This window comes from Collinsella aerofaciens, from assembly GCF_040910245.1.
In the GTDB taxonomy this organism is placed as follows: Bacteria; Actinomycetota; Coriobacteriia; order Coriobacteriales; family Coriobacteriaceae; genus Collinsella.
In genome coordinates this window covers 1-13,454 of record NZ_JBDGAY010000024.1, presented here as the reverse complement: position 1 = coordinate 13,454, position 13,454 = coordinate 1, and the positions used below count along the sequence as shown (strand labels likewise).

Below are 13,454 nucleotides of genomic sequence, written 5' to 3'. Positions count from 1 at the left end.
GATGGCCAAGATCGCCCGCCCGCCCAGCCGCCCATTCGACCTGCGGGAAACACTGCTGAAATCTTTTCAAAAAAGATTCCCCCGCACACACTTTGCTGTGCTATAGTGCAGCACAATAGCAACTAGGTGCGACCGCGCCACGGTATCACGAAAGGAGCCACCAACATGAAGAACACGATGAAGTCTCTTAACAACTGGTGGTGGCGTGATGCGAATGCGATCGGTCGACGGTGAGTCCCTCACGCCTGTTTTGCGCTCTAGGTGATTAGAAGGCCTCCGGTTTCGACCGGGGGCCTTTTTCTATCTCGAGCCCGATCGCATTCGCATCACGCGCCTCCGCTTTCTTCTCTTGCACTTCCCTTCCGAAAGGATTTTCACCATGTCTCAGAACACCACCACCGCCCAGCCCCGCACCGTCCAGACCGCCGACCGCGGCAAACTCGACGTCCGTGCCCTCGTCTTGCTCGCCATCCTGCTTGCCGCCGGCTTCATCCTCAACTTCACCGTCGGCAAGGCCATCTCCGGCATCTCGGGCGGCATGATCAGCCCCGAGTTCATTATCTCGGCCTTCTGCCTCACTATCCTGGTCGTGCGCCCCAACATCGGTCAGGCACTCGTCATCGGCCTGATCTCGGCCGCCGTGATCCAGATCACCACCACCTCGCCGTTTGTCGATTTTGCCGCCGAGGGCATCGCTGCCATGCTCATGGCCGTCATTGTCAACGCTGCCGCCAAGGACGGCCAGGTTAAGCCCGCCGTCGCCATCGTCGCAGCCTTCGTGACCACCTTTGCCTCGGGCGTCATCTTCATGGTCATCAAGATGGCCATGCTCGGCGTGGTGGGCGAGCTCGCCGCTGCCATGCTGCCCGTCGTCGCCATGACCGCCGTGTTTAACGCCATTCTGGTCGGCGCTCTCTACCTGCCCATCCAGAAGTCCCTTAAGCTCAACTAACCTGCCCGGCTTTACGAGCCACCCCATCTTGGCGTTCATTCGTCGCTCGCGTACCCAAGTACGCTTCGTTCCTCTTTCGCGCCAACCTGGGGCACCTCGTAAAGCCGCCTCCGTACTTCACCACCAAAGACTGTCCCAAACAACTAGCTTTTGGGGACGTTCTTAAACGACCAGTCATTTAAGAACGTCCCCGATGACTATGAAAGGTATCCATGGAAACGATCATCAACGTCGACGATGTCTCGTTCTCCTATGGCACGCAGACCGAGCAGGCGCTTAAGCATATCTCGCTCGGCGTGAACAGGGGAGATTTTATCGGCATTATCGGGCCTTCGGGCGCCGGCAAGTCCACACTTGCCGCCTGCCTGTCGGGAGCCGTACCCCACCATTACACTGGCACGTTCTTTGGCTCCGTCACTGTCGACGGCAACGACACCTGTGAAGTTTCGCTCACCGATGTGTCGCAAATCGTCGGCAGCGTGTTGCAAGACATCGACACGCAAATGGTCGCCTCGGTCGTCGAGGACGAGATGCTTTTTGGCCTGGAGAACTTTGGCGTTCCCCACGACCAGATCGAGCAACGTGTGAGCGAGACGCTTAAGACCGTCGGTATCAGCGACCTGCGTGACCGCGAGATCGCCACGCTTTCGGGCGGCCAAAAGCAAAAGGTTGCCATCGCCGCCATCCTCGCCATGCGTCCGCGTGTGCTCGTGCTCGACGAACCCACCGCGGCGCTCGACCCCGCCAGCTCCACGCTGGTCTTCGAGACCCTACGCGAGGCCAACCGCGCACTCGGCATCACCATCGTCGTCGTTGAGCAAAAAGTCGCCCTGCTTTCGGAGTATTGCAACCGCGTGCTCGTGCTCAATCATGGCGAAATCGCGCTACAGGGCGAGCCGCACGAGGTCTTCGCGCACGCCGATGAGCTCCGCGCCATCGGTGTCGATAGCCCGCGCGTCACGCGCATTTTCAACAGCCTCGAGGCCGATGGCCTGGCCAGCGGCACTCCCTGTTTGGATGTTGATGAGGCCGAGCGCCTGATTACGGGCATCGTCGACCCCGCACACGCAAGCAGCAACATTCAGGCACCCGCCGGCTCACCGCACGCACCGTCGTTGCGCCCGCACGCCAAGGACGCCGAGCCCGTGCTCACCTTCGATCACGTTGAGTTTGCCTATCCCAATGGCGGCGCCGCCGTCCACGACCTCAACCTGACCCTCTATCCCGGCGAGCTCGTGGGCATCGTCGGTCAAAACGGCGCCGGCAAGACCACGCTCACCAAGCTGCTCACAGGCCTGCTTAAGCCCGCCTCGGGCAGCGTGCGCGTCACGGGACTGGATACTGCAGCCATCCCCACGAGCCGCATCGCCCGCGAGGTCGCAACGCTCTTCCAAAACCCCGACCGCCAGATCTGCAAGGACACCGTGCTCGACGAGGTCGCCTTTGGCCTGGAGCTTGCCGGCATCGACCGTGCCGAGGCGCTGCGCCGCGCCCAGCTCGTCATCGACCGCTTTGGCTTGCCGGCCGACGAGGCGCCCTTCTCGCTCTCGCGCGGCCAGCGCCAGATGGTGGCACTCGCCTCCGTCGTGGTCGTAGAGCCCAAAATCGTGGTGCTCGACGAGCCTACGAGCGGCCTTGACTACCGCGAGTGCATGACCGTCATGGAAACCGTTCGCACCATGGCCGAGCGCGGCTGCGCTGTAATCATGGTCTGCCACGACATGGAAGTCGTCTCCGACTTTGCCGAGCGCATTGTAGTAATGGCCGACGGCCGCATCCTCGAGCGCGGCCGCACGCACGAGCTGTTCTCGAACATCGAGCTCATGCAGCGAGCCTACGTTGAGCCGCCCCAGGTCATAGAGCTTTCTCGTCGCCTGGCATCCTCCGTCTCTCCCGCCTTTGCACAGGTGAGCGAGGTCACCGATATCGTTCGCATTACCGAGGAGATGGTCCACCGTGGTTAACGTCATCGACTATATGCCGGGTGACACACTGCTGCACCGCTTGAACCCGGTCGTCAAACTGGGCCTCGCCGCCGCCATCATCATCGGCATCTTCCTGTCCGATACCTACGTGACGCTATTGGGCTTTTTGGCGCTCACCCTTGCACTGGGCGCCTACGCCGGCGTCGTCGACCGTCTGCTCTCGCTACTCAAGCTGCTGATTCCGCTCGCGCTTATTATGCTGGTGCTTCAGCTGGCCTTTATGCGCGACGGCAACATGGTGTGGGGCTTTATCACCGACACGGGCCTCATTACCGGATCGAAGGCCTGCCTACGCCTGTTGGGCGTGGCGCTGCCACTCATCCTCATGCTTATGGTGACCAAGCTCAACGACCTCGCCAACGCCTGCGTCGAGGTGCTGCACGTGCCATATCGCTATGCCTTCACCTTTACCACAGCGCTACGCTTTGTGCCGGTATTTGGCCAGGAAATGAACGCCATCATGGAGGCGCAGACTGCACGCGGCGTCGAATACGACACTAGGAATCCCGTCAAGAAACTCAAGCTCATGCTGCCGCTGTGTGTGCCGCTGCTTATCTCGAGCGTGGGCAAGACCGATGCCACCGCGCTTGCCGCCGAGCAGCGAGGTTTCTACCTGCGCACGCGTGCGAGCTCGTACAAGCGCTACCCCATCAAGGGCCTGGATATCGCCGTACTTATCGTCAGCATCGCCCTTATCGCCATCGGTTTCCTGTTCTAGCAATCGTTGGCAGCAACCGACAAACGCAAAAGGCCCCGGCTCGCATCAAACGAGCCGGGGCCTTACTGTTTTCCCAGATAAAACCTACCAAAATAAACCTGTCCCTTTTTGGCGGGTCGAGGGCTACAGGCGGTAGGGGACGCCGCTGCGAATGATGGACTCGCGTACCAGGACATCCATCGCATCGAGGGTGATCTCGGGCATCTCGCGATACTTCTGCAACACCGAAAGCTCCGTGCAGGCCAGGATGACGCGGTCGCAGCCGCTACGGGCGAACTCCCACATCACGCGGTCAAACTTATCCATATCGGGCTCGCGCCCGGCCTTCACATCGTCGTAGATGAGCGACATCACGTCGGCCTGACGCTTTTCGCTGGGATAGACGACCTCAACGCCCGCGGTCTCACATTCGCGCCCATAGACGTCTGCGCCCACGGTACCGTCGGTGCCCATGATGCCGATCTTGCGCACCGGCTCGGCCGGCATGCTCAGGTTGGGATCGAACTCGCACTCCCCCATCACCGCGCCCGCCAGGGCATAGCGCACCGACTCGTGCGGCATGTGGATAATCGGCACCTTCGTAAACGACTGGATCTGGTCGTAGAAGTAGTGTGACGTGTTGCAGGGAATCGCTATGTGCGCGCAGCCCAGCGACTCGAGCGCTTGGGCGCACTCCTTCATGGTCGCCAGCAGCTCGGCATGCTCACCGGTCTTGATGGCCAGCGTGCGGTCGGGCATAGTCGACTTGGAAAGCACCACCATGTCGATATGCTCCTGGTCGCATGTAGCCGCCGTATGACGTACCACCTGGTCGTAGTAATACGACGTGGCCTCGGCGCCCATGCCGCCGATAACTCCCAGCTTTTCCATCGCCGCCTCCTTGGTGACGCCCCGCAATTGCGCGTATCATACCCGCGCCCGCCCGATACACACCGGACGGGCGCCACACTCGTCTACTTGTAATACGTCTTGAACAGCTTATAGTGACGCAGCTTGGTGTGCCACATGCGTAACCAACGGTTAAAGACAAAGTCCCCTTTCATAAACGAAGGATCGGCGGCCTTGCCCTCCTTGGCCAGACGATGTGCCTTCGCACGCAGCTCGGGGTCCTTGACGTACTTGTCAACGACGCCCATAGGAACAACCATCCACAGAGCCTCATCCTGCGCCGTCACAAATTCCGGCTCAAACGGGCGGTTATAGACGTACTCATCCACCACATATTTAGCAACGTTAAAGCCACTATTGGTGACATAGTAATTACTGCGGCCCTGACGCGTGTTGAAGTCGAAGAACTTAAACGAGCCATCGCGCTCGTCGTACTTGACGTCGAAGTTGGAGAAGCCCGTAAACTTAAGGTCCTCAAGCAGCTTGCGCACGCCACCCATGAGCTCGTCGTTGGGCTCAGTGATGATGCAGGCATGGTTGCCGACACCGTGGGGCTGATGCTCCTCGAGCAGCACGTGACCCAGGCACATCATGCGAACCTTGCCGTTGCGGTCGGAATAACTGGTAAGCACGCGCATGTACTCGTCGTTGCCGGGCACGCGGTCCTGCAAGATGAGGTCATCGGTGTAGCCGCTGGCGTACACATCGCGAATGACCTGTTCCAGCTCGGCGCGATCGGCAATCTCGTAGGCCTTCTTCTGACCCTCGAACTCGTGCTCCCACCACATGATGCCGTCAGAGGGCTTCAGAATCATCGGAAAGGGGAAGTCGATCTGGTCGAGCACCTCGGCGGAAGCCTCACCCTGAGCGTTGAGCATCGCCATGGTAAAGGTAAACGTGTGCGGATAGGGCACACCGTGCTTCTCGCACAGCTCGTAGAAGATCTCCTTCTTCTGGCACTGCTCGAGCATGCTGTAGGGCGCATAGGGCGCGATGACGTTCGAGACAAGCTGGCCGGCGTCCTGAGCCTGCGCAGCAAGCGCGACGTAGTTGTCGCCACAGCCCATGAGAATAATCTTCTTATCAGGATTGGCCTGTGCGACGCCGTTAACGGTTTCGATCATGACCGGCATGGTATCGATATCCACGTTGGGCGTGTAATCGATAATTTGGCTGCGATACGCAGGGCCGGTCTGGTACTTGCCAAAGACCAGGCTCTTAACCTGATACTCCTCATAGAAAGCGCGCGCCACCGAATACGCGTTGATGTCGCCGCCGAGCAGCACGGGGATAAACTCGCGCTCTGTAAACTGCAATGCCATGGAAACTTCCTATCTAGAACTGCCCACACGACGGGCGGTCTTTGTGCAACTGATTTATTCTAGCGTGCCGAGCCGCCGGCACCCAAAGCTCCACCGTATCTATGGCAATCGGCGTAACTATCCATCACGAAGGCGGCGATCACCGGTGTACGACAACGGGCAATGAACCCACCGTTGTTGTAGGATTCAACATGTTGCCCGCCCCGCCGAAAGGTACACTGTGCCCCAGGCTCATCCGATCAACAACCCCATCATTGACGCCGCAAAGCGCGAACTTGCGGATCGTGCCCAGACGGCAGCTCCCCTACGCACCGCAAACGATGCTTACAACGGGCCTGCCCGCATCGTCTCAATCAACACGTCGGAGCACAAAGGCACGCGTAAGTCACCCGTCGCCGACGGGCACGACACCGTCATCGAGCAGTTTGGCCTCGCCTCCGATGCGCACGCCGGGCATTGGCACCGTCAGGTCTCCTTTTTAGCTGCAGAGTCAATCCAGACGGCGCAGGCGCGCGGGCTCGATGTGCACGAGGGCGACTTTGGCGAGAACTTCACCACCCAGGGTATCAACCTGCTCTCACTCCCCTTGGGCACGCAGCTCAAGATTGGCAGCGAAGTGCTCGTCGAAATCAGCCAGATCGGCAAAGTCTGCCACACCCGCTGTGCCATCTACTATCTCGCCGGCGACTGCATCTTCCCCCACGAGGGCATTTTTGGCGTCGTGCTGCAGGGCGGAGAAGTCCATGTCGGTGACGACATACAGGTGATCAGGCTCGGCGACGGCACCTGTTCCTTCACTCCCGCCGAGGCACTCAAAGAGGTGGAGCGGGCTCGCCGCGAAGGAACCCTATAGTTGCAAAACCCCACGTTGAGGTAGCTTTTACAGCCAAGAATCCCGTTACAACAGGGTGCCGTAACGTTAAAGTTGAACTCTATGGTTTCTCAACAATTCACCATTCCCGCAGGTCAAGGCCAAAGCCTCAAGTTCAACTTGACCCTTTAGAACCTTTAAGGTTCAAGTTGAGGTCGAAAGCAGTAGTAGAATACACCTCGACCAATAACCTACGATTGATTGCAGAGGGACTGGATGCAGCATTCGAACCATCGCACCGCAGCGCTCATCGCGTCGAAGCCGGCTCGTATCATCACGAGCGCCGCGCTCGCCGTCGCGCTGACGGCCACGCCGATGCTCTCCCCCGTCGCGGCCTATGCCGCCTCGCAGGCAACGCAGGATCAGCTTTCCGCCGCCCAGAAAAAGATCGAGGACGCCACGAGCGCCTACAACGACGCCCGAACCAAGCTCGAGGATCTGCAAAAGCAGATCGACTCCAATGAGGCGAACATCGATAAGATTGAGGCCGAGCTACCCGAGCAGCAGGCCAAGGCAAGCTCCGCCATGCGCGATCTGTATAAGTACCAGAAGGGCACCAGCCCCATCGTGAGCTTCCTGGTGAACACGCAGAGCTTGGGTGACTTTATCACCACCTGCAAATACACCAACCAGATTACAAGCTCGAGCGTCGACGAGATCGAAGAGCTTAACAAGATGCAGACCGAGCTCGAACAGAACAAAACCGAGCTCGAGCAGGCCAAGTCTCAACTCGAGGGCGAGCAGAAAAATGCCGAGGATGCACTGGCGCAGGCTCAGCAGCTCCGCAGCGAGGCGCAGGCAAAGGCCGAGCAGGAAAATGCTGCCGAGCTGGCAAAGCTCGAGGCCGACAAGGCCGCTGCCGCCGAGAAGATCTCGGGTACCGGCGTGAGCGGCAATAACTCCAACAGTCAGGCAACCAACTCCAACACCACCATCGACACCACGGTGAACAACTCCAACAGCGGCAATTCCGATTACGACTCGTTCATTAACGAGTGGACGAGCCGCATCGACAACTACCTTGCCGGTTCCCCCATGGCAGGCCAGGGCTATAACTTTGCCGTCGCCGCTTGGAATACCGGCGTCGATCCCCGTTGGTCCCCCGCCATCGCCTGCATCGAGAGCAGCAAAGGCCTCTATTGCGCCGGCTCCTATAACGCCTGGGGCTGGAGTGCCCGCGGCGGTGGTTGGCGTAGCTTTGGTAGCTGGAGCGAGGGCGTCTCCGCCCACGTTGCCTACCTGGGCGCCAACTATGGCTCCACGCTCACCCCGGCGGCCGCCAAGAAGTACTGCCCGCCTACGTGGCAGGACTGGTACAACAAGGTCGCTTCCCAGATGAACCGCATTTAGACTCGCAAGACTCAACTGCAAAGGGCCCCAGACGGGGCCCTTTTTCATATATCTAGGAGACGACACCCGTCGCGTTGCCGATGACGACGACAACGCACATGACGGCAAACATAAACCCGAGCGCCTTGAACCATAGTTCGACAAAAGCACTCCCCCGATACCGATCGAGCACGGGAAAGCGACGTCGAAGCCTACGCCGGTCGAGCATTCCGAATGCAATGAGCAGCACCAGGCCATCGACCATAAAGAAATACTCAAGCGCCAAAAACCACGTTGGATAGTTTCGGTTTTCGCCCGTTGGCGTAAATACCGCAAAATGGCTGCCCATCAGCAGCAACAATGTTGTCGCATAGACGCATCCATTCCATATGCGCCCCACGGACTCGGGGATACGCGAGGGCAGACGCGCACATTTGGACGCCAAGGACTCGAACGCCGAGGGCGAGATAGCCGAATACCGACCTGCAGAAGGCGAAAGCGCAGGGGCAACCGGTTGTTGCGCCCGATGCACTTGCGGCACCGCGGTCCGGGACACGGCGGCGGCAGGAGCCGTTATGAGCGACGACACAGGGGCGCACAAGTCGTACGCTGCGCGCGCAGCATGCCCCAGTGCCTTTGCGCTCGCAAAGCGCTTGGCGGGATCGAGCGCCATCGCCATGCAAATCACATCCGCCAGCGGAACGGGAATGCCGTGCGCCTCGCATTGCTCGCGCATGTCACGCCCCGGTTTGGGATCATCCCCCGTCAGGCAAAAGAACAGCAGCGCGCCAAGCGCGTAAATATCGCTGCGGACGCTCGTCTGCCCAAACCCAAACTGCTCGGGCGGCGCATAGGAACGCGTGCCAAACTTGACGGTGTCGGCGTCGGCGCCATCGCGCCAAACGCGCGCGATTCCCAGGTCAATAATCACCAGCGACGAGAAGATCATGCCAGCATCAGCCGCATACCTCACGCCCGATACGATGATGTTCGAGGGCTTAAGGTCGCGGTGGATTACCGGTACCCCCGGCTCCCCCGCAGCTGCAAAACCAGCATGCAGCTCGCCCACCGCTTCACACAGAACGGGATACAGCCCGCGGGCATAATCGGGCGTCGCCCCCAAGCGTCCCACCAACGCCTCGAGTGTCTCGCCTTCGACATACTCCATCACCACGTCAAGCTCGTCGCCCACACGGCGGCAATCGACGATTCGGGGTAAGTGCTCAAAACGACGACCGGCGCGCTGGGCCGCAAACAGGCGCTCATATGCTCCGCCAATCTGCACCGAAGCATCGATGCGCTTGCGGACAAAGGGACCGAGAGACCCGCCGCCAGAGCCCTCAAAATAGACGAGTTCGGTCGTCTCGACATCCGAGCACTTGAGCACGCGCTCCACACGATAGCTGTCATCGCGGTCGAGCGACGCCAAATGCTCGACAAGTGAAGCAGTCAGCTCGTCATCGGAATATGTTGGGCTCTGAGTATCCATGGCGTCCATCATAGCGCAGGGCGCGGACACCCCATGGTGTCCGCGCCCCGTTCATTCGCATAGTTGTTTTGGTAACAGCCAACTCAGCCATCGGCCGCTAACTCACCGTCTCCTCGCCAAAGCGATACAGTTCCTCGTTGACCTTTTGCAGGCTGCAGCCGCGATCAATACAAAAGATGACAATCGCATCGCGACGGTCCTTACAGTTGAGGACGCTTACCCCGGCAGCCGTCAGAGCGCGGTTGGTCTCCTTGAGCGTCAACGCCATCGCAAAGGCAATCTGCAGCACCTTATTACGGCTTGGGTGGCGTGCACCGGTAAAAATCTGATAACCAAAGGTCTCATTGAGGTCGGCCATCCGCACCACGCGCGAGCGCTCTAAGCCCTTTTCCTGCAGCAGCTGCTTAAGGTAGTCCGAAAGCGACGGGGCGGCAAAGTCGTGTTCTTTGATATATCCATCGATGTTTGGCGCGTCGAGGAGCTCATTGAGCAACTCGTCCGTCAGCTTTTTATCGGGCATACGACCTCACCTCCCATACGGCGCAACGGTAGCGACATGTTAGGCCAGCACCCAGCTTGCAGCAGCAGACTTATCAAACACGTTGGCAAAATAGAGAGCCTTCTTGATGTCACCATCAAAGTAGATATTGCCCGCCACGGAGCCACCGGCGGCAAGGGTGCCAGACTGCAGCTCATCGGAGCCCTCGCTGTAATAACCCTGGTTCTGCTGAGCACCGTTGGCGTCCTCGCCCTTCCAGTCGTAGATATTGTAATCTGCACCCTCATCACCATTGTTGACGTACGTGACGTGAATGCCCGTCATGGTCGAACCGTCATAATTTGTGAGACCGGGCTGGACGGAATCGACAACGACGGAAAGACCGGCAGCCGTGGTCACCGTCGTGCCAACAGCCAGGTCAGTCGTAGACTGCTCTTCCTTCTTCGCCTCTTCCTTCTTGTCGCCATCGCCGGCATCCTCGGTGACGGTCGCCTTATCGCTACCGCAACCGGCAAGAAGACTAACAGTCCCCAAGGCAACAGTGGCGAATGCGCCAAGTGCAGCGCGACGGCTCAGCAGCACTTCGTTTTCGAGCTTATTCATCATGCATCCTTCCTATGATCCGGCTACCGCGCCGGCACACAGCACATCGTAGGAAGGATTGAACGGGAATTCATTAGCTGCGAGCTAAGACAGACTGAGGGTCTCAGAACGGTTTAAGCTCATTGAAGCAAAAGGCATCGTTTCTGCAGGTAAAGAAAGCGGAACGGTGGCCTTGCGGCCGCCGTTCCTGTGAGCATCCTTGTAAAGCGGGGTCAGTTCTCGATCCGGTTGCCATCGAGGTCTTTGAGCCCGAGGCCGGCGACGTCCCCGGCGAGGAAGCGCCCGACCATCCACTCGAACCACTGGAGGTCGTTAACGTACCACTCGAAGTGCGAGTGCCAGCCGCGGTAGAAGATCGTGAGGTGCTCGCCCTCTCCGCAGTCGATCCAGGGCGGTTCCCCGAGCACCGCTACGGAGACCTCGTAGTACGTCCCCCAGTCACCTATGTCCTCGTAGCCCTCGTCGCCGTAGCGGTGAGTCTTCACCGCGCAGCTGTCCAGAAGGGAGAGGACCCACTCCCTGAGGCCGTCGCTCTCGTAGGCCGGCGTGTACACGCTCGCCGGACGTTTGTCGTCGCAGTCACAGACCCACCAGCCGGCGCCGTCGCGATAGGAGTATCTGGCCATGAAAGGCTTAAGCCGCGGACAGAGCGCTTGCTCGTCGGGATCTCCCGGCACCATCGTTAGCGCCCGTTCAGCCAGTTCGTCAACGAGTTTGTGCCACGAGGCAAAGTCCTCATCGGTGCACTCGTCGGCCTGGAACTCGTGCATCAGAACACCGTTCTGGTTCCACACCTGCGCGAGCATGTCGGCGAGGCACTGGCCGTACCAGCGGCTTTCCTCCCGCTTCGAGAGCCAGGCACGGACCCGCTCGGGGGTCCGTGCCTCGCGCGCCTCTCCGTAGAGGAACATTTTATGCTCGGGTATCATCATCGTCTTCAAGTGGGGCCCTCCGTTCTACATCGGCCCGGACGGCCACATTATCCCATGAAGCGTCACCCCGCTGTCAGGTACCCCGGTTCGTCCTCGCGGTCGATCCTCAGATACGCGCTGCTCGCCGCGTCCTTGCTCCACGCCGCCCCGTTGCCGCCCACGAGCGCCTCGGAGCACCCGTAGAACGTCTGTGAGATCGTGAGCCCCGGGGACGGAAGCTCCCAGTCCGCGTACGGCCAGTATCCGCATCAGCGCCCTGCACCCCGAGAACGCGTACGTCAGGTCCGCCAGGCTCGCCGGCGAGAACCCGCGCAGGTCAATCTTCCATCACCGCCGAGCAGCTTGCGAAGCAGAACGCCATGTCGGACATGCGCCCGAGGTGCCCCATGCCCTCGAACGACTTGATCCCGCCGTGTGCGTAGAACCAGTAGTCTATGTTCAGGAACTCCACCTGCTCCATGTCGGCCTTGAACGCCACCCGCCCGAACGACCCCTTTGCATCACTCCAGGGAAGGCTACCGCAAGACCACCATCGGCCTAGGAGACGTCCTCAAGGGGCTGTTCAAGTGAGGGGCTAGAGCCTCACGTCCGCCGGCGCGGGATTCTCCGCGAGGAACCGCTCGACGGGCGTCATGGCGTCGTCTTCGAGGACGCGCGCGGCAGCGTCGGGACAGAGCTCGCGAAAAAGTCTCACGGCATCCGCGTCCGCCCCGATTGGGGAGAGTTCAGGCCGCCTCGGGTCGAAGAGGCGCTCGTCGTGGGCCACCCGGTTGCGCACGCGTAGCACCCCGTCGAGGGCCCGCAGCAGCTCCTTGCGCCTCGTTCCCCTCGGCCAGGCGCGGTAGAGGGCCGTGCGCCATATCGCCGCCTCGCGCGAGCGGTCCGCGAGGTGCACCCAGAAGCCCAACGTGAGGTTCGAGACGAGCTGGCCGGTCGTAAAGCCCGCGGGGAGCTTCTCCACCGCGGCGTCGATGATCTTGCGGTTGATGCGGTTGAGGTCAAGCTCGCCCCTCGCGGCCTTCCTCATGAGGGGCCGTCGAACGGGGGAGTCGTCATCCAGAAGCCAGTGCGCGTCCCCGCCCCAGGCATCCGAGAGGGCCCTGTCGTAGGCGTTACGCATGGCGACCTCAAGGTGCGCAACGTCGCGCATGAGCACCTGCGCGAGTGAGATGTTCCACTCGTGGAGCTCGACGGCGCGGTCCGCGTCGCCTCCGCACGCCTCGAGGTAGGGCGCGAGGCGCTCCTCGGAGAGTCAGAGTCCCGCCCACTCGCGGTTGCCGGTCGCTGTCTCTTCTGCCATAGGGACTCCAAATGGGTAAAAATTGAGCCCCGGTGACTTGAATCAGAGGTCATCCCGGGGCCATCGATAGACCGTGTACCCGCCAGGCGGGCTTCTAACAAGCTGATTCGCGGCCCTTGCATCATCCCTTCCCGCGTAATCTACATTGCCATAGCCCGCTGGACAGGAACGATCTTGTCAAGCTCCGGCTCGATTCTTCTTTTCTCGGCTTCAAGGTCAAACGCCATCTGAGCGCGAAGCCAATAGCCATCCGTCAGACCAAAGTAGCGGCAAAGACGAAGATCGGTGTCAGCCGTCACACGGCGCTTGCCCAAAACAATCTGCCCGATGCGCTGAGCCGGGATCCCAGTCTCCTTTGCAAGACGATATTGGGAAATGCCCATGGGGACAAGAAACTCCTCCTTAAGAAGCTCCCCTGGAGTTACCGGCGACAGCAGGCCGCCTGCAGCCACCTCATTTGTGATAATCGACGATTTCAACATTCCAAGCCACCCATTACAGTCTGAAATAGGCTATCGATAAAATTCGATGGCGAGCATTCGGCGCATTGCCTACGATACGGGCAA

General features: G+C 60.1%; 14 protein-coding genes. 5 read left to right on the top strand and 9 right to left on the bottom strand.

Translation table 11 applies throughout. From position 1 onward, the window contains the following. Positions 1 to 379: 379 nt before the first annotated feature. The 3 genes from AB5Z20_RS08335 (at position 380) to AB5Z20_RS08325 (ending at position 3,655) form a co-directional block, all read left to right on the top strand. A complete protein-coding gene (locus AB5Z20_RS08335; protein WP_368156926.1) occupies positions 380 to 952 on the top strand; it encodes a hypothetical protein in 573 nt (190 codons plus the stop codon). A 212-nt stretch (positions 953 to 1,164) separates the two neighbouring features. Next, complete coding sequence (locus AB5Z20_RS08330; RefSeq protein ID WP_368156925.1) at positions 1,165 to 2,916, top strand: ABC transporter ATP-binding protein; 1,752 nt, start codon at positions 1,165 to 1,167, stop codon at positions 2,914 to 2,916. Continuing rightward, positions 2,909 to 3,655 carry an energy-coupling factor transporter transmembrane protein EcfT gene (locus AB5Z20_RS08325; protein ID WP_368156924.1) on the top strand — a complete coding sequence of 249 codons (747 nt, stop codon included), beginning with the start codon at positions 2,909 to 2,911 and terminating at the stop codon, positions 3,653 to 3,655. Before AB5Z20_RS08330 ends, AB5Z20_RS08325 begins: the two co-directional genes overlap by 8 nt. Positions 3,656 to 3,778: 123 nt before the next feature. Here the strand turns inward: AB5Z20_RS08325 and AB5Z20_RS08320 are convergent, their stop codons facing one another. Then, positions 3,779 to 4,525, bottom strand: coding sequence for an aspartate/glutamate racemase family protein (locus AB5Z20_RS08320; RefSeq protein WP_368156923.1), 747 nt, complete (start codon positions 4,523 to 4,525; stop codon positions 3,779 to 3,781). An 83-nt stretch (positions 4,526 to 4,608) separates the two neighbouring features. Further along, positions 4,609 to 5,865 carry an ATP-grasp domain-containing protein gene (locus tag AB5Z20_RS08315; protein WP_368156922.1) on the bottom strand — a complete coding sequence of 419 codons (1,257 nt, stop codon included), beginning with the start codon at positions 5,863 to 5,865 and terminating at the stop codon, positions 4,609 to 4,611. A gap of 220 nt (positions 5,866 to 6,085) precedes the next feature. Between AB5Z20_RS08315 and AB5Z20_RS08310 the strand changes: the two genes are divergently transcribed. Together AB5Z20_RS08310 and AB5Z20_RS08305 are read left to right on the top strand one after the other, a co-directional pair. Then, positions 6,086 to 6,718: an MOSC domain-containing protein gene (locus AB5Z20_RS08310; protein ID WP_368156921.1), complete on the top strand. Its 633-nt coding sequence runs from the start codon at positions 6,086 to 6,088 to the stop codon at positions 6,716 to 6,718. 234 nt (positions 6,719 to 6,952) lie between these two features. Then, positions 6,953 to 8,086: a coiled-coil domain-containing protein gene (locus AB5Z20_RS08305; protein ID WP_368156920.1), complete on the top strand. Its 1,134-nt coding sequence runs from the start codon at positions 6,953 to 6,955 to the stop codon at positions 8,084 to 8,086. Between the two features lie 52 nt (positions 8,087 to 8,138). On the opposite strand, the gene AB5Z20_RS08300 is transcribed toward AB5Z20_RS08305, so the two are convergent. The 7 genes from AB5Z20_RS08300 to AB5Z20_RS08270 form a co-directional block, all read right to left on the bottom strand. Continuing rightward, complete coding sequence (locus tag AB5Z20_RS08300) at positions 8,139 to 9,554, bottom strand: serine/threonine protein kinase (protein ID WP_368156919.1); 1,416 nt, start codon at positions 9,552 to 9,554, stop codon at positions 8,139 to 8,141. 97 nt (positions 9,555 to 9,651) lie between these two features. After that, positions 9,652 to 10,074, bottom strand: coding sequence for an XRE family transcriptional regulator (locus AB5Z20_RS08295; protein WP_271807006.1), 423 nt, complete (start codon positions 10,072 to 10,074; stop codon positions 9,652 to 9,654). Positions 10,075 to 10,113: 39 nt separating this feature from the next. Continuing rightward, a complete protein-coding gene (locus tag AB5Z20_RS08290; protein ID WP_229107722.1) occupies positions 10,114 to 10,656 on the bottom strand; it encodes a DUF4352 domain-containing protein in 543 nt (180 codons plus the stop codon). Positions 10,657 to 10,868: 212 nt separating this feature from the next. Then, positions 10,869 to 11,597 carry a hypothetical protein gene (locus AB5Z20_RS08285; protein ID WP_368156918.1) on the bottom strand — a complete coding sequence of 243 codons (729 nt, stop codon included), beginning with the start codon at positions 11,595 to 11,597 and terminating at the stop codon, positions 10,869 to 10,871. Positions 11,598 to 11,904: 307 nt separating this feature from the next. Continuing rightward, complete coding sequence (locus AB5Z20_RS08280) at positions 11,905 to 12,066, bottom strand: hypothetical protein (protein ID WP_368156917.1); 162 nt, start codon at positions 12,064 to 12,066, stop codon at positions 11,905 to 11,907. A gap of 96 nt (positions 12,067 to 12,162) precedes the next feature. Beyond that, positions 12,163 to 12,738, bottom strand: a complete 576-nt coding sequence (locus tag AB5Z20_RS08275) for a hypothetical protein (RefSeq protein WP_368156916.1) — start codon at positions 12,736 to 12,738, stop codon at positions 12,163 to 12,165. Positions 12,739 to 13,028: 290 nt separating this feature from the next. After that, positions 13,029 to 13,370: a HigA family addiction module antitoxin gene (locus AB5Z20_RS08270; protein WP_368156915.1), complete on the bottom strand. Its 342-nt coding sequence runs from the start codon at positions 13,368 to 13,370 to the stop codon at positions 13,029 to 13,031. Between the last annotated feature and the right edge of the window lie 84 nt (positions 13,371 to 13,454).